Source organism: Mesorhizobium sp. M0496 (genome assembly GCF_040321205.1).
GTDB lineage: Bacteria > Pseudomonadota > Alphaproteobacteria > Rhizobiales > Rhizobiaceae > Mesorhizobium.
Map to the genome: position 1 here is coordinate 1 of NZ_JAMYRC010000029.1, position 16,411 is coordinate 16,411.

General features: G+C 58.7%; 13 protein-coding genes and 1 pseudogene. 2 read left to right on the forward strand and 12 right to left on the reverse strand.

Annotated features, from left to right (window positions below; all coding sequences use genetic code 11):
* The 6 genes and pseudogenes from NKI73_RS22200 to NKI73_RS22225 form a co-directional block, all read right to left on the reverse strand.
* Positions 1 to 596: aldehyde dehydrogenase family protein (locus tag NKI73_RS22200; RefSeq protein WP_352633015.1), on the reverse strand; the 596-nt coding region annotated here is incomplete at its 3' end.
* A gap of 367 nt (positions 597 to 963) precedes the next feature.
* A pseudogene (locus NKI73_RS22205) lies at positions 964 to 1,125 on the reverse strand (helix-turn-helix domain-containing protein); the annotation flags it as partial.
* Positions 1,126 to 1,568: 443 nt separating this feature from the next.
* On the reverse strand, positions 1,569 to 2,354 hold the full coding sequence (locus NKI73_RS22210; protein ID WP_023783309.1) for a crotonase/enoyl-CoA hydratase family protein: 786 nt from the start codon (positions 2,352 to 2,354) through the stop codon (positions 1,569 to 1,571).
* Positions 2,351 to 3,211, reverse strand: a complete 861-nt coding sequence (locus tag NKI73_RS22215; RefSeq protein ID WP_023783308.1) for a hydroxymethylglutaryl-CoA lyase — start codon at positions 3,209 to 3,211, stop codon at positions 2,351 to 2,353. Before NKI73_RS22215 ends, NKI73_RS22210 begins: the two co-directional genes overlap by 4 nt.
* Before the next feature lie 49 nt (positions 3,212 to 3,260).
* Positions 3,261 to 5,381 carry an acetate--CoA ligase family protein gene (locus NKI73_RS22220; RefSeq protein WP_023783307.1) on the reverse strand — a complete coding sequence of 707 codons (2,121 nt, stop codon included), beginning with the start codon at positions 5,379 to 5,381 and terminating at the stop codon, positions 3,261 to 3,263.
* Positions 5,382 to 5,383: 2 nt separating this feature from the next.
* Positions 5,384 to 6,157 (reverse strand): enoyl-CoA hydratase/isomerase family protein, encoded by a 774-nt coding sequence (locus NKI73_RS22225; protein WP_352633016.1) that lies wholly within the window; start codon positions 6,155 to 6,157, stop codon positions 5,384 to 5,386.
* 593 nt (positions 6,158 to 6,750) lie between these two features.
* On the opposite strand from NKI73_RS22225, the gene NKI73_RS22230 reads away from it, so the two are divergent.
* Positions 6,751 to 8,523 (forward strand): CocE/NonD family hydrolase, encoded by a 1,773-nt coding sequence (locus NKI73_RS22230; protein WP_352633017.1) that lies wholly within the window; start codon positions 6,751 to 6,753, stop codon positions 8,521 to 8,523.
* A 22-nt stretch (positions 8,524 to 8,545) separates the two neighbouring features.
* Here the strand turns inward: NKI73_RS22230 and NKI73_RS22235 are convergent, their stop codons facing one another.
* A complete protein-coding gene (locus NKI73_RS22235; protein WP_023783304.1) occupies positions 8,546 to 9,313 on the reverse strand; it encodes a class I SAM-dependent DNA methyltransferase in 768 nt (255 codons plus the stop codon).
* Positions 9,314 to 9,776: 463 nt separating this feature from the next.
* Here NKI73_RS22235 and NKI73_RS22240 point away from each other — a divergent pair, with 463 nt between their 5' ends.
* Positions 9,777 to 10,841, forward strand: a complete 1,065-nt coding sequence (locus NKI73_RS22240; protein WP_198030211.1) for a LysR family transcriptional regulator — start codon at positions 9,777 to 9,779, stop codon at positions 10,839 to 10,841.
* Between the two features lie 144 nt (positions 10,842 to 10,985).
* Here NKI73_RS22240 and NKI73_RS22245 read toward each other — a convergent pair whose 3' ends face one another.
* The 5 genes from NKI73_RS22245 to NKI73_RS22265 all read right to left on the reverse strand — a co-directional run bounded on the left by NKI73_RS22245 (position 10,986) and on the right by NKI73_RS22265 (position 16,404).
* Positions 10,986 to 11,615, reverse strand: a complete 630-nt coding sequence (locus NKI73_RS22245; RefSeq protein WP_352633018.1) for a 3-oxoacid CoA-transferase subunit B — start codon at positions 11,613 to 11,615, stop codon at positions 10,986 to 10,988.
* Between the two features lie 15 nt (positions 11,616 to 11,630).
* Complete coding sequence (locus NKI73_RS22250; RefSeq protein WP_084569716.1) at positions 11,631 to 12,272, reverse strand: CoA transferase subunit A; 642 nt, start codon at positions 12,270 to 12,272, stop codon at positions 11,631 to 11,633.
* Positions 12,273 to 12,640: 368 nt separating this feature from the next.
* A complete protein-coding gene (locus NKI73_RS22255; protein WP_023783300.1) occupies positions 12,641 to 13,945 on the reverse strand; it encodes an NAD(P)/FAD-dependent oxidoreductase in 1,305 nt (434 codons plus the stop codon).
* Positions 13,946 to 14,161: 216 nt separating this feature from the next.
* The gene (locus NKI73_RS22260; RefSeq protein ID WP_031240982.1) at positions 14,162 to 15,223 is read right to left on the reverse strand and encodes a C45 family autoproteolytic acyltransferase/hydrolase; all 1,062 of its coding nucleotides are present in this window, start codon (positions 15,221 to 15,223) and stop codon (positions 14,162 to 14,164) included.
* Positions 15,224 to 15,516: 293 nt separating this feature from the next.
* Positions 15,517 to 16,404: an ABC transporter permease gene (locus NKI73_RS22265; RefSeq protein ID WP_023775621.1), complete on the reverse strand. Its 888-nt coding sequence runs from the start codon at positions 16,402 to 16,404 to the stop codon at positions 15,517 to 15,519.
* Positions 16,405 to 16,411 lie beyond the last annotated feature (7 nt).

The following is a 16,411-nucleotide window of genomic DNA, read 5'->3' on the forward strand; positions in this document are numbered from 1 at the left end:
CCCCCCCCGCCCGGCCGCCCCCCCCCCCCCCCCGCCCCCCCCCCCCCCCCCCCCCCCCCCCCGCCCCCCCCCTCCCCCCCCCCCGCCGCCCCCCCCCCCCCCCCCCCCGGGCCCGTAGCAATTACTTGGAAGTGCTCGGCCGGCTTCACAATGACCGAGTTTCCGGTCGCGAGCGCCGGCCCGATCTTCCAGGCCAGCATCAGGATCGGGAAATTCCAGGGCAAAACGCAGGCGACCACGCCCAGCGGCTGGCGCACGATCATCGAAACGACATCATCGCCGGACGGCGATGTCTGGCCGTATAGTTTGTCGGTGGCTTCCGCGTGCCATTCCAGGCAATGCAGCGCCTCGGGAATGTCTATGGTTGCGACGTCATAGATCGGCTTGCCGCTTTCGAGCGTCTCAAGCACCGCAAGCTCATGGGCGTTTCGCTCTATCAGTTTCACGAGCCGCCGCAGAACGCGCTTGCGCTCGCTCGGATGCGCCCGCGACCAGGCGCCGGATTCAAACGCCAGCCGGGCCTTCTCTACGAGCCCAGCGCGGGCGGGCACGGCACGGCACGGCACGGCACGGCACGGCACGGCACGGCACGGCACGGAACGGACAACCGGTCATTCATTGGCCTGGGCAACAATTTCCTTCGCAGTGCGATCGGCTGGCAAGCCGATGGCGGGGCGGGCCCCAACAAGAGTAACATTTCAACAAGTGAGTACAGGTCACTGATTGCAAGCATGTCCGAATAATGTGCGCACAATTTTACGCAAAATGAGCGTGAGCGCTCGGTAAATTTCAAGCAATTCAGCAAGATTTTTCATAGCGCAGGTGCGCGGAAAGTAGCAGCGGTGGGCGCGCTGCTTTTCCAGCCCGTTTCTACAAGGTTTCGACCACCAACATCTGCTCGCACAATCGATAGACAAGATCTGAAGCACATATGGGCGGCCCGCGAGGAACGGCCGACACTGCGCGCCCTTCGGCCTTATAGCGCTCGACCCAACGCGCCACGATCTTGGCCGACACGCCGTAGACGCGCGCCGCATGGGCTTGGGAAAAAGCACCTTCTATCATCGAAAGCGCCATCTCCTCTCGACGCAAAGGCGTCAGACGGGCATTCTTGTGGATGTTCATTCGGACCCTCCGGTGGATGCTGAAGCCTGGTAACTCCAGTCTCCTCCCTCCGGTTCGAATGGACAACCTCCCGAAAGCTCACATCTAAGTCGCCTTCCTGGAACATACGGGGGCGTGAGGATCCCCCTACGGCATCCATCATCGTCAGCAGAGCGTGAAAAGTGCGGAATGGGCCGCGCTCGATAGAGCCACATATGATCTGGGCAAGAAGATCATGGGCAAGAGCGGCATACTCTCCTATGCACCCAAAGCCTCTTGATGCATGGCCCTCGTTCACGCCGCCGACATCCAGATCCCATGCGGATAGCAGCCGGCGATGTGACAGAGCGAGGTTGCGATACAACTCTGTGGGAGATGACCGTGATTGTTAGATTGTTACGGCAATTCGTCGTTCGCCGCTCTGCCTGTTCGAGCGGCGACCATCGAACGGCTCCCGGCTAGCCTCACGCCTGCCAACGCGGCCTGCGGCGATCGAAGAAGGCCGCGATTCCTTCGGCGGCGTCGGTCGTTTCCCATGCATTGGCCAGCAGAGCGACCGTCTCTCCGATGACCGCGTCGTCGATTGCCGGCCCAAGTCGGCGCGCAAGCGCCTTGGAGGCGGCGACGGCCTGCGGCGAGGCCGAGTGATAGGGCCGGACCTCGGCCTCGACCGCCGCCTCTAGGTCGGCCGGGGACACGGCGTTGGAAAGCAGTCCGAGTTCGCGGGCTTCATTGGCGTTGAATATCCTGGCTGACATGAAGACCCGCCGCGCCCGGCCCTCCCCCATCCGAGCCAGGACATACGGAGAGATCGTCGCGGGGATGAGGCCTAGCCTGACCTCGGTGAAGCCGAACTTCGCGGTGTCGACTGCTATCGCGACGTCGCAGACGCTCATTAGGCCGAGACCGCCGCCGAATGCTTGGCCGTTGATGCGGCCGATCAGCGGCTTCGGTAGTTCGTTGAGCGCGCGCAGAGCCAGCGCCAGCTTCCTGGCCTCGGCGATTCGCTCGTCACGAGCGGCGGAGGCCTGCGCCCGCATCCAGGCGAGGTCGGCACCGGCACAGAAGCTGTCCCCCTTGCCCGTCAGCACCACCGCTCGCACCTTGTCGTCATTGGCGAGCAGTTCGGCGGCGGCCGCAAGTTCGGCGATCATCTGTCCCGACATGGCGTTGTGCTTGTCCGGGCGGGCGAGAGTCAACGTAGAGACGCCGATCTCGTCAGTAGTGACACGGATGGTCTCGAAGTTCATGGCCGCTCCTCCCTCAGGCTGTCCGCGAAGCGGGCCGCCGCCCTCAGTCGCTCTATATGGAGACCCGTCTCATAGCCTTTGTCGGCTAGCATTGCGGCGACGGCGAGGGTGTCCACATTGCCCTGCGCACCAGGGGCGAAAGGGCAGCCGCCAAGGCCACCGACCGCGGCGTCGAAGGTGCGCAAGCCCTTCTCTATGCTTACAAGGATGTTATCGAGGGCCCGCCCCCCCGTGTCGTGGTAATGTCCGGCAAGCCTCTCGGCCGGCACCTCTTCCGACACGGCATCAAGCATGGCCGCGATGGTGGCAGGGGTCCCTTGCCCGATTGTGTCGCCAAGCGAAATCTCATAGCAGCCCATCGCAAGGAGTTCGGCCGCAACTCTCATGGCGGCAGCGGGTGATACCGGCCCTTCGTAAGGACAGTCGGTGACGCAGGAGACATAGCCCCGCACCGGAGTGCCGTCGGCGGAAGCCGCAGCGAGCACGGGGCGGAACCGCTCGAGGCTCAAGGCAATCGAGCAGTTAATGTTCTTATGGCTGAAGGTTTCGGAGGCCGATGCGAACACGGCGATCTCGTCAGCGTTGGCCGCCCGCGCCGCTTCGTAGCCCTTCAAGTTGGGGACCAGCACCGCGTAGACGACGCCGGGCGCACGGCGAATACCGGCCATAACCCCCACAGCGTCAGCCATCTGCGGCACCCACCTCGGCGACACGAAGGAGGTTGCCTCGATCTTCTGCAAGCCGCAGTCCGACAGCATGTCAATAAGTCGAATCTTTTCAGCAGCCGGCACGAGGCGCCCCTCGTTTTGGAGCCCGTCGCGTGCCGACATCTCGAAAATGCGAACGAATTCGCCCATCAGCTAGGCCTTTGGCTGAAAATAAGCGATTTAATCATCGCGGCGGCTATTATTTTCCGACCAACCTCACATCCACCGGATAGATACCGCTTTCGTTAGCGATAATCGGGTTGATGTCGAGCTCCGCAAGATTTTCCATTCTCAAGACCGCCATAGACAAGGACGAGATGAACTTGGCGAGAGATAGCTTGTCGACTCTCGGAAAGCGCCTGAAACCGTCGAGGATCTTCGCAACACGCGTTTCCTCAATCATGTTCAAGGCTTCGTCTGGAGAGACCGGTGCCGCGCGGAAGGTCACGTCTTTGGCCGCCTCAACCAACACGCCCCCTGAGCCGAACAAGATCACCGGACCGAAAACAGGATCGTTCGTAGCACCCACAAATAGTTCTGTGCCGCGATCCACCATCGGCGTGACGATGAAACCGAAGGTTGTTCCTGGACCGGCGTGTGATTTCACGGCCTTTGTGATATCGGCGGCTGCAGCCTGCGCCGCCTCTCTCCTCACTCCGAGACGCACGCCGCCTACGTCAGACTTATGGCTAACCGCCGCCGAATCAACCTTCACCGCACAAGAAGTTGCGAACCCGGAAACGGCTGCCTCGACGGATTCCGCATCGACAGCAGCCAACCATTGACCAGTGTCCACGCCCAATTTCTGCAGTATCTCGCGAGCCGTCGTCTCTGCCGACAAGCCGTTGGGCACGACCACGCTCGGCCCCCCAGTTGCCAACGTTGCGTTGGGGCTGCTGTGCTTTGAAAGCCAGGTTGCCCTCTCGATGAGCGCTCTCGCGCCTGCAACAGCCCAATCCAACGAGGTAAAGACTTGCATGCCGCCGTTTCGCAAGATCTGGTGGTTCTCAGGCATTCGGCTGGCATAGCAACTATGGAAAACCAGAGGAAGGCCAGAGGTCTTTTGCAATGCAACGATACGCTCGGCGGCCGAATTCTCAGCTGTCACGAGAGAAGCTTCGAACCTCAAATGGTACGCTCCAAACATCCCGGATGTCAGAATGAGCCCTACCTCTGGATCTGCCGCCAAGATCTCGATGCATTCCGGAAAGACATCTGGATGGGCATCTATGGCGCTGTAAACGTCGATCGGATTTTCAACACTGGCTTCCTCCCCGAGCACCTTTCTCAACTTAGCTCTGGTTTCCCCAGAAAGAGATGCAAAAGGTACCCCCGCGCGAGATAGAGCATCAACCGCCAGCGTGGCATGTCCACCACCGTCAGCCAGAACCACAATCCCAGCCCCTGGTCTGGGAAGAGGAGTGGTTGCCAGAAGCGCAGCTATCGGAAGCAATTCGTCCGAGCGGTCGACCAGCGTAACGCCCATTTGCGGCAGCACCCTCAGAGCGATATCGTCAGCGCCAGCAATTGAACCCGTATGAGAAAGCGCCGCCTTTCCACCTTCGTGGGACCGCACTCCTCGGAGCATTACAATCGGACAGTTCTCCGCTACTCGTGCGGCCGAATTCAGAAAGCGCCGCCCATCAATGAAACCTTCATTGTAGATTGCAATTGAACGAGTGCTCTTGCGCAGGCAAAGCTCTTCGATCAGTTCGTCATATCCAACATCAGCCTGGTTACCCAATCCAGCGATGATGTCGAAGCCGGGACCATTAATCGCGCGGCTATCCTCGAGTACGGTCAGGATCATGTTGCCGCTTTGCGTTAAGACACTGACCGGTCCCAATGGCGGCAGTTCCGGCAGGCCGATTAGGTCCGCCTGCACGGTACAGTTTACCATCCCTGACGTGTTGGGCCCAATAATGCGGACCCCGCTTTCTGCTAAGGCGACACGCAATCTCTTTTCCGTGCTTGCTGCTTGGTCTCCCCGCTCGCCAAACCCATGTGCGACAATAATGGCACCCGCGATGCCCTTTTTGCCGCACTGGAGAAGAAGATCTGGCACCTCCTCAGCCGGCCGAACTATCACCGCAATATCAACGCCCTCCGGAAGGGCATCAATTTCGGTGACTACGGGCAAACCCAGGATCGCCCCCCCCTTTGGGTTGACCGGAAGGATTGAATAACTGTAGCCGGCCTTTTGCAACGCGTTGATGATCTGATATCCGCGCTTGGAGGGACTTGCAGATGCGCCAATGACCGCGACGGAATGCGGCTGAAGTATTCGGCTCACCGCTGTTGCTTTATTGAGGGCGTCCATTCCTATTTTCCTTCAAACTTGGGGGAGCGGCGTTCGGCAAAAGCTGCGACTCCCTCAGCCCAATCCTTCGTTTCCATGATCGCCAGCACGTCTTCGGCCTCGGCACGGAATAGGCTTTCAGGGCTTTTCGGGAAATTGATCGCCGCCTTAAGGCGGGCCATCGGCAACGGCGCGTTCTTTACGAGTCGCTCCACCAGCGCGGTGGTACGCTCCACCAGCTGATCCGCTGCCGGAGCCTCGGTTGCCAGGCCAATCTCCAAGCATTTCGCGCCGGTTATCCTGTTGCCCAGCAGCAAAAGACTTGCCGCATTTCTTAATCCAATAAGGCTAGGGAGGCGGACCGTTACACCTCCCCCTACATAGGTGCCAATAGCAACTTCCGGAAACCCGAGCTGGGCATCCTCGGATATGATCAGAAAATCAGCAGAGGTCGCGATTTCCGCTCCGCCCCCGACGGCATAACCATGCACTTGGGCGATAACGGGCGTTTTCATCGTCTGAATCTGTTCGCAAACGCGCTGCCCAAGCGTGATATAGGCCTCGCGCTCATCGCGCGTCCGGACGCCAGATTTGTGGGCCTTTAGATCGGCACCCGCACAGAATGCCCGACCGTTTCCGGAAAGGACCACACAGCGTATATTTGGGTCGTTATCTGCATACTGGAGGGCATCCAACGTTTGTTGATAGAGGACTTCGTTGACGGCATTCAGCCGCTCTGGGCGGTTGAAGGTAATGTGAAACGCTTGATTTTCTTGCTTCGTAACAACTTCGTTCATGGATATTCTCTTTGCGGCTGATCCCTCCAGTGTCGCCAAAAAATATTGCGCGTCTAACATTTTTTGCACATAGATTGATCGTTAGAGCGCAATAATCGGTAGGCACTCCGGACATTCGTTGCTGGCGCGGATCGCGGAGGGAGCAACGCGCACTGCTGGTTGCAAGACCGTCGTGCCCAGCTTTGAATCGATGGTCGACGGCAGGTCGCGCGCAAAATCCGGACGGTGACGCCGACAAAAACAATATCGAAATGTCGGTCACGAGCTTAGCGATCGGCGGTCAAGCAGTTGGGGTTCTCATCCTTCCTTGAACGAACATCCGGCGATGTAATCGCCTTCGTGCCACTAGCCGATGAGCGATGTTCAAAGACGGGGCCGCGGCCCTGTGTCGCCTCGCCCCACAATCGCAACCAACACGCAAATACCTGACCAGCCAGGTTTATTAGTGTCCTTTTGCGATCAATCTATACCCAAATAATGTTGGACGCAGTGCTGTAGTACGCGCCAATGATTCCGATCGTCAGAACGAGCCTCATCTGCGGATCGTACGCGATAATGGCATTTGGGAAAGATTAGAGAATAAGGAGACTTGTATGAGTCGCTCTCGTCAGGGGACGCCAAATTCGATTTTCCGATTCGATCTCGATGGTGCTGCTGCGATGCCCTTTGAGATCGGACATGTGGTATCGACATACGTGACGATGCGCGACGGCGTGAAACTGGCCTTGGATGTTTCTCGCCCGTTAGACAAGGATTCCAGTACTGGTCTAGATACTATTCTGATCATGACCCGCTATTGGCGCGGGATCAAAGGCCGTCCGTCCAACCACCTTGCCGACCAATTTGTGCCGCACGGTTATGCCGTTGTTGTTGGAGATGTTCGCGGAACCGGAGCCTCTTTCGGAGTGTGGCCTTATCATCGCGCGCGCGATGAGACATTGGATTTCGGCGAGGTGCTTGACTGGATCGTCGCGCAGCCTTGGTCCACCGGTGGCGTCGTGGGCTACGGCTTTTCTTACACCGCCATCACTGCCGACTGGATGGCGGAACGAAACCACGTTGCGCTCAAGGGCATCATTCCGCGCTTTCCAGACTACGATCCTTATGAAGATGACTACTTTCCTGGAGGAGTGCCGAATGCCTTCATAGGGCAGACGTGGGGCAATCGGGTCAAAGATCTCGACCACAATCTGTTGACGCTCGCGGACGGCGAGAAATCGCCGGGCGTGCGTCCAGTCGGCTCGAACGGCGAGCCGGAGCTCGACGCGGCTCTGCGCGATCACGAGCGGGTTCCGTCTGTCTGGGAGGGATTTCGACAGGTGGCGTTCAAGGACGATCGTCCCCCGTCCTGGGGCGGGGCCTCCATGCTTGACTGGAGTATTCAGGAAGTAGCGGACACACTGGATAGCTCAGCGACCCCAACCCAGACCTGGGCGGGCTGGTTCGATGCCGGCACGGCGCAAGGGGCTATTCGTCGTTTCCTACGACAGTCATATCCGATGAATGTGATTATAGGTCCGTGGAACCATGGCGGCGAGATACCTTACGACCCCCTCCTCGGCCCCGGTAAGACGATCCTTCCCACGACACCAACGCAGCAGGCAAACGACATCCGTTTCGCGGACGCGTGCTTTAGCGGTCAGGCCGCCCAAGAGCAGGGAAAAGTTGTCCATTACTACACGCTCGGGGAAGGCGTTTGGAAATCGACGCGCTCATGGCCACCCCGCGCGACCCGCCGTCGGTGGCACATGGCAAATAACTTCGGACTAAGCGCGTCGCCTGGGGAGATGGGCTTCGACATGCTCCAGGTCGACCCTACCTTGGGAGATGTCAGATCGAATCGGTGGGCCACTAATAACGACGCGGGCAAGGTAGATTATGGAGATCGGCGACAGTTCGACGCCGATCGCCTTGCCTACACGAGCGAGCCGTTGACCAGCGATGTTGAGATAACAGGACACGTCGTGGTCCATTTGAACATCACTTCGACCCGAGAGGACGGTAACTTTTTCGCCTATCTGGAAGCCGTGAAGCCCGACGGAGTGTCCTGCTACCTCACCGACGGCCAGCTTCGCGCCTTGCACCGAAAGGTGTGGGCGGACTCACCATTCAGCGCGCTGGGACCACAGCACAGCTACCTGAGACGCGACGCCGAACCGCTTATACCGGGCGAGGCCGCGATCCTGACTTTCACGTTGCATCCGATTTCCGCCCGTGTCCCGGCCGGCTACCGTCTGAGGGTGTGTCTCGCTGGTAGCGACAAGACCACCTTTGCAAATGTTCCCGTCGACGGCGAGCCGCCCATCCTCCAACTTCATCGAGGCCCGGCCGGTTGTTACATCGACCTGCCGATTATCGAGCCTTGAGCAGAAGCCATATTGTTACAAACTAGGGATCTGCCGAATGGGGAGAGGTCTTGGGCGATCCTGTTCGGCGGTAAACCGAGATATGACGGTTGGATGCATCGGTGAACGCACCTCTCGCCCAATCTCCCCAACGCTCCGCTAACTCAAGTCCTCCGTATTCGGCCATGGTATCGAGCTCCTGGTGAAAAACGTAACGACTACGCTGTGGGAAACGTCTGACCGATGTGCCAGAAAACCAGAGGAGGGTTGAAATCAAGTTCTGTTTAAGTGGTTCATGGATTGCCGCATTGATGAATGTGTTATCGTGATCAACGAGTGTAGTAGAAATTTTCTGGCCGTTGACGAAACCAGCCAAGACTGGAACACGCAGTTCTATCACAAAAACTCCCCCCTCATGTAACGCCTGTGCAGCAGATCTGAGGCAAGCTATTTGCTCTTCGCGCGTGGAGAGCAGCGTAAACGTATTATAAACGCAATACACCAGATCGTAGCGTTGCTCTGGACTGAAATCGGCTATGTCCTCGTTCCAGGCCTTGATCAGACCGGTACGCTTGGCGAGAAGTTTCAACATACTGTCCGAATTGTCGATACCTTCGACCTTGACGCCGCGCTCGCTCAATGGCACCGCCACGCGCCCGCTGCCTATGCCAAGTTCAAGAGCACTCCTTCCGCCGGAAAATCGCTCGAGAAAGGCGGCCGTTTCGTCTGCCTCAGCGTCTTTACCTAGCATTCTGGTAATTTGTTCATAGGTCGGAGCCGAATTCTCGTCATAGCTATACTCATTAGACATATTCGATACTCCTGTATTTGCGTATATCCGTCCCAGCAACTGGCCGAAGGGCGGCGACGTGGTCAGGGTTTCAAGCGTGTCACCAGGACGGACAATGACCGGCTCCCTTTCCTGGGCGAACCTCGCAGTTCAAAGAGCAAGCGCTATGCCAACTAGTCGGATCCAGCCGGTGGTGATGCGAGACGAGCTTTACGGAGGCGCCTGCTGCATCCGCCGCAGGCGCGGTCAGTTCAGGACCGACAGTTGGCGATTGTCGGTAACCGCACAAAATTGCGCCGTTGCAAACAGACGGAATCGGTAATTGCTCACCTTTCCGCTAGCGCTGGGCAGTGAGTGGGCGCTGAGGGTTGAGGTTAAACCGTTGAGTGGATTGATGGTCCGTCGTCGGGCGGTTTTGAGCACGGAAGGTGGCGGGGTAGAGCTTGACGGCCCAGAAGATTAAGAGGTCACCCTGACGGGGGAATTGCCCGCGCTGAACGGCATCAGCTTCGCGCGCACTGATACCGATACATTCGTCACACAACTATTGCGCATCCAACATGATTTAAGTATAGATCGATCACGAATGAGGAATAATATCACTCTCAGGCATTTGCGTGCGTTCGTCGCGATCGCGGAGCGGGGCGGGTATACCGCTGCAGCCCAGTTTCTGAACATCTCGCAGTCGGCTTTAAGCCGAACAATTGTGGAGATTGAGGAGGAACTGGACACCCGCCTATTCGAGCGCACTACAAGGCGGGTCGTTGTCACAGCATCCGGCGAACAGCTTTTGATGAACGCGCGCCGTGTCCTTGAGGAATTCGACAGCGCGATGTCACGATTCCAGCTTTACCATAGCGGACTGAATGGGGTCGTGAGCCTGGCGGCACTATCGTCGGTCGCGTCCATCATTCTGCCGACGGTCATTTCCGAATTCCGGAAAGCCAGGCCCAACGTTAGAATGTCGGTAAAGGACGGTTTTGCGGAGGAGGTTGTTAATTACGTATCCAACGGACAAGTCGATTTTGGCATCACTTCCTTTCCAAAGGCGAAAGGACGGCTGGTCTGCGAACGGATCGTGGCGGATAGACTGATCTGCATATGCTCGAAATCTCACAGATTTGCGAACATGGAAACAGTGTCCTGGAACGACTTGGCCGGGGAAGACTTCGTCGCATTCGATCCTTTGAGCAGCATTCGCACGTGTGTGGATCGCGCTCTGCAAATTGCCGAAATTCAACTCGGGACCGTCACAGAGGTTCGTGACGTCGGCGCGGTTGCGGGCCTCGTATCCGCCGATCTAGGCGTGTCCGCAGTGCCCAGCCTTGTCCTGCCCATGATGCAGTTTTGTGAATTTGCCGAAAAAGAGTTGGTGAATCCGGTAGTCGAACGCGAGATCTATCTTATCCACGACCCACAGACACCTATGCCTCCGGCTGCCGGAATTCTCATGGAAATGCTGCGGCAGGGAGCAAAGCAGGAATTCAGAATTCCGACCGGAGCCAGATGGTTAGACAAGTCGCAACCTGATCCGACGAGAAAGAAATAGGAAACCGAGCGAAAGCGCACCCACTATTGCAAATTTCGGAGAAATCCGTCCTTGATTGCTGCTGATGGATGGAGTGCTCAGGGTAGCACCTCCGATGTCGATAGGGCTCGGTAACGTCTAGCCTGCACTAAAGGCCGTGGTAGATCAGTCAACCATCGTTGCTTCGGTTGCGCTGCGCAGCTCGCTGTCAGTGATGCCGTCGGCAAGTTCAACGAGCTTTAAACCGCCTTCGACGACGTCGAGCACGCCAAGGTTGGTGATGATCCGATCGACCACGCCCTGGCCCGTCAGCGGCAGCGTGCAGGCCTTTAGCACCTTCGACTCCCCTGCCTTGTTGGTATGGTCCATGACGACGACCACCCGCTTCACGCCGGCAACCAGATCCATTGCGCCGCCCATGCCCTTGACCAGCTTGCCGGGGATCATCCAATTTGCCAGATCGCCGTTTTCGGCAACCTCCATCGCGCCGAGGATGGCCATGGCGATCTTGCCGCCGCGGATCATCGCGAAGCTCTGCGCCGAGTCGAAGAAAGCCGAATGGGGCAGTGCGGTCACCGTCTGCTTGCCGGCATTGATGAGATCGGCATCGACCTGATCGTCAGTCGGAAACGGGCCGATACCCAAAAGCCCGTTCTCCGATTGCAGCGTTACCCGAACTCCCTCGGGAATATGATTGGCGACCAGGGTCGGAATGCCAATGCCGAGATTGACGTAGGTGCCGTCTTCAAGTTCGCGCGCGGCCCGTGCCGCCATCTGGTTCCTGTCCCAAGCCATTCGTTTCTCCTGCCCTCAAGCTGCCGCGCGGGTCGTGCGCTGTTCGATGCGTTTCTCATGCTCGCCCTGGATAAGGCGATGCACATAGATCCCCGGCAGGTGGATCTGATCGGGATCGAGGGTGCCGGCAGGTACGATCTCCTCGACCTCTGCCACACAAACTCTTCCGCAGGTTGCGGCCGGCGGGTTGAAGTTGCGTGCTGTTTTACGGAAAACGAGATTGCCTGATGGGTCCGCTTTCCAGGCTTTGACGATCGACAGGTCCGCGACAATGCCGGTTTCAAGCACATAGGTCTCGCCGTTGAAGCTCTTGTGCTCCTTGCCCTCCGCGACCAAGGTGCCCACGCCGGTCTTGGTATAGAAGCCGGCGATGCCGGCGCCGCCGGCGCGCATGCGCTCGGCGAGCGTCCCCTGCGGATTGAATTCGAGTTCCAGTTCACCGCTCAGGTACTGGCGCATGAACTCGGCGTTCTCGCCGACGTAAGAGGAAATCATCTTTTTGATCTGTTTCGACTTCAACAGCACACCGAGACCGAAATCGTCGACGCCGCAATTGTTCGAAGCAATCGTCAGGTCCTTGGTGCATGCCTCCCGGATCGCGGTGATCAAGAGTTCGGGTATGCCACAAAGCCCAAACCCGCCCGCGGCAACGAACATCCCGTCGAACAACAAACCATCAAGCGCCGAGCCCGCGTCGGTATAAATTTTGTTCACGTCACGCCTCCAACATGGATAGTGCTGAGCCGATCGGCGGACCGACGTTCGCCGTTAGAATTGGCATTTCTTAACGAGGACTTGAAAGCCAGAGCCTGCTCACAGATCGTCCAGACGCGCCCCAAATGCCCCGTCCAGCGCGTGGATATACCGCCCTGCCGATGGGGAGGACACCGGCAGGGCGCGCCGCGCGTAGATCTCGGTCGCGTGACGACCGGACAACGGCGGCAGGCTGTTGCTTTGCGTATCGAAAGTCACCAAACGGATGGCAGATAGAACGGCTCGATACCACAATCCCCGGAGAGCTACCGCTACCAGCCGACCGCATCCCTAAACATATACCACCAGGACCCCAGCGTCGAATATTGCGCCCGGAACATTCGACCGCCTGGGAACGGATACCATGGTAGCTTCTCGAAGAAATCGAAGCGCGTCGTATCACCGTCGATTGCCTCGGCCAGGATGCGGCCAAAAAGGTGGGATCCGGTGACGCCATGACCACTACAGCCGTGGGTGAAATAGGTGTTCGCTCCGATTCGCCCCATTTGCGGCACGCGCGTGAAGGACAGCGCAAAATTGCCGCTCCAAGCATAGTCGATTGCGATGCCCTTGAGTTGCGGGAAGACCTTTTCGAGGTTCGGCCGCAGCTTAGCCACTACGTCGGCTGGATCCGTGCCACCATAGACGGAGCCGCCCCCAAAGATCATCCGCTTGTCGGCCGAGAGTCGGAAGTAATCGAGGATATAGCGGGCATCCTCGACGCACATGTCGCTCGGAATCAGCGAACGAGCAACCTCTTCGCCGAGCGGTACGGTGGTGATCATTTGGGTCGAGACCGGCATGACGCGGGAAACGAGCTCGGGCACGGTGTCGCCCAGATAGGCATTGCCACAAAGCACCACGACGCGAGCCGATACTTCACCCTCTGTGGTTTGGACAATCGGCCGGCCACCTGTATTACGGATGCGGATTACCGGCGACATCTCATATATGGTGCCACCGAGGCCTTCGAAGGCGCGCGCCTCGCCGAGCACGAGATTCAGCGGATGCATATGGCCGCCGCTGGAATCGAGCATGCCCCCGCAATAGGCGCCCGAATTGACCAGCTTGCGAAGTGCCTCGCGGTCGAGCAGTTGATGGTCGTCCATGCCGTATTTTCGCCAGAGCGCCTGCTTGGATACGAGCTCCTTCATATGCGCCGGGGTATAGGCCGCATAGATGTTTCCCGGCTTCAGGTCGCACTCGATTTGATATTGGCTGACGAGGCGGCGAATGATCTTTCCGCCTTCCTGGACCAGACCACCGATGAACCGCGCCGCGCCCTCGCCGTAGCGGCGCTGGATCGTCGCGAGGCTAGCACCGAGGCCGTTGATGACCTGGCCACCATTGCGTCCGGAAGCACCCCAGCCAACCTGCGCCCCCTCGACGACAACGACCTTATAGCCCTTCTCCGCCAGGTGGATTGCCGTTGCCATCCCGGAATATCCGGCGCCGACAACACAAATGTCGGTTTCTACCCGGCCCTGAACCCGCACTGGGGTGCGGAGTATGTTGCGGGAGGAGGCGTAGTAACTGTTCGGATAGCTGCCGTCGGCGGCATACGATTTCTGGCTCATCACATCACACAATTCCCAAATAAGCGCCGAGTTTGTACTCCGGCATCACAGCGAAGCGGCGATCTGCCGGCGTTTTCTGGCGATCAGCATCGAAAGCAGCACCGATCGAAGATTTCGGAGGCGCGCACGTACGAGGCGGCCGAGTAACACCATCTCCGCCAATTCTGCCATCAAGGCCTTGGTAATTGTCTTATAGAATCATAGGGATGCTTTGATTTAGACGACACGCATCGTTCCGCTTAGCTCGTCGAGTTCGGCCGGCGTGGCGTGCACGCGCCATTCGACGCGATCAGGTAAAAGCGCGAAGACGCTCGTGGCGAGGGTCTGGACGGTATCATCCTGCCGATTGTTGTCGCAAAAGATCGGGGTGGTCTTGTCGAACAGCACCGCCTCCGCGCCCCTCACGAGCGCGCCTTCCGCGATCATCCGGTCCGCCGCATCCTGCCGGTTGCGGGAAGAGAGGGTGATCGTCTGCTCCAGCCCGTCGAATTCCTCGAAGAGCAGGTGGTTGGCGTGGGCACGCGGTGAGGCGACCTCCCGAACGGCGCAGCCTGAGGCCGGCGCCTCTACCGATGCGAGTCTACGCGTCTTCGCGTCGCCGAGGTTGTGATGGAAGCCGCTGGCGCGGTCCGTACTCTTTAGTATTTCGACCGCTTCGTCCATGCTTCCCGCGTTCAGGATTGCGCGGCAAATGACCTGCCTTGGCACGCCAGCCTGATAGTCCTGAGCGCTGATATGGTTGACAGTCTGAACGACCCCAGCTTCGTTTAACCCAAATGTGTGCCCCGGAAGCATGCCGGGGTACATGAAACTGCTCCAGGCGAGGCCCTCGTCGGGCTCGACCTCAACCCACATACAACCGCCCAGAAACCCCGCGGCACCGTCCTCGTTATGGGCGATTATCGCCGGAGCGTCGCCTTCCGCCGGAATGAGAAGAGTCGTGCAGCCGGCGGCGGCTACTGCTTTCGTTACTGAAGAGACGTGCTCGGGAAGCCGTAGGTCGCCCCGGCAGTTCCAGAGGAAGACCGTTTCGAAATCTTGCCCGGCGCCCTCGGCGATGCCCTCGATCTCACGCACAATGTGAGGATAGGCCGCCCAGGCTGCTGATTCGAGCGCACGAAGATATTCCGATCCACGCCAGCGAGCGTAGAGAGCCTGGAATTCCTCGGTGCCCAGAACCCGCTGGCGGAAGCCAGAGGCGGTGGCCCGCCCGAGCGTGACACCGATGGAAAAGGCGTCGCCCTTAGCGCGAACGCGGGAGATGGGATTTCTGGACATATGCGGCCTCGGCTTTCTCTGACGTTACTATGAATCTACCGGAGTGAGCCGGCGCAACATTGGGCATTCGGCGAGGCCATACCAACTGTATGGCCGGCCCGGGCAGGCCCATCCGCTCCCTCTGGACCGGCGGGATCGATACAGCCATTCCAGCGGCCATGACCCATTCGGAGAGCTCGCTCCGGAACCCCCGACCAAGCGGCGCCTCTTCGCCAGACGCATGACAGACCCTCACTCATTCACGTCCATGCATGGATAAAGTCCGCTGGTTCAGCCATCCCTCTAGATTCGAGCTAGTCAGATCCCGATTTAGCCCGCTCTCCGAACCTCATCAGCAGGGCCGATACCACGAGCAGAAAAATACTGATTCCGGTAAGCAAAGAGGCGATGGCCGTGATCGTCGGATTGATCTGGAGTGCCAGCTCATTAAACATCCGCTTCGGAACGGTTTCATAGGTTCCTGAGATGAAGGTCGTGACGATGACCTCGTCGAAGCTGGTGATAAAAGCGAAGATCCAGGCGGCTCCGATACTGGGAAGAACGTTAGGAAGCAGGACTCGCCACAGCATAACTCGCGTAGAAGCCCCTAAGGTGAAGGCCACTTGCTCTAATCTGACGTCGAAACTCCGGAAGGCGACGGTCATCACGAGGACTACTACCGGAACCCCAAGGACCATGTGGCCGATGATAAGCGCCGGCAAGGTTCCCAGCAGACCGGTACGCGCGAACACAAGATATAGCGCCAGCGCGGTGATGATGGATGGAATCACGATCGGCACGATGAAATTAGCCTCGATAACCAGCCGTCCGGCAAACCTCCCACGCACCAGGCCGTATGCGGCCGAGCCTCCAAGCAGTAGCGCCAGAGTGCTTGCAGCAACCGCCACTTCTAGCGAGGTCCATAGATCGTCGATCCAGCGTGGATCCGTGAAGAATGCTGCATACCAGCGAAGCGATAATCCAGGTGGTGGAAATTGGAGTGCGCTCGCGCTCGAGAACGACATTGGCACGACAACAAGGATCGGCAGAGACAGGAAAAGGAGGATTGAGACCGCCGCCGCACCCAAGATCACGCGGTCGAGGGCAATCTTGCGCTGGTGCACCACGATCGGCACAGCCTCAAATGCACTCGGGGTGATCGGCATGTCGTGGCGGTCGTTTCGGCCTTGTCGATTGCTCATGATGCTC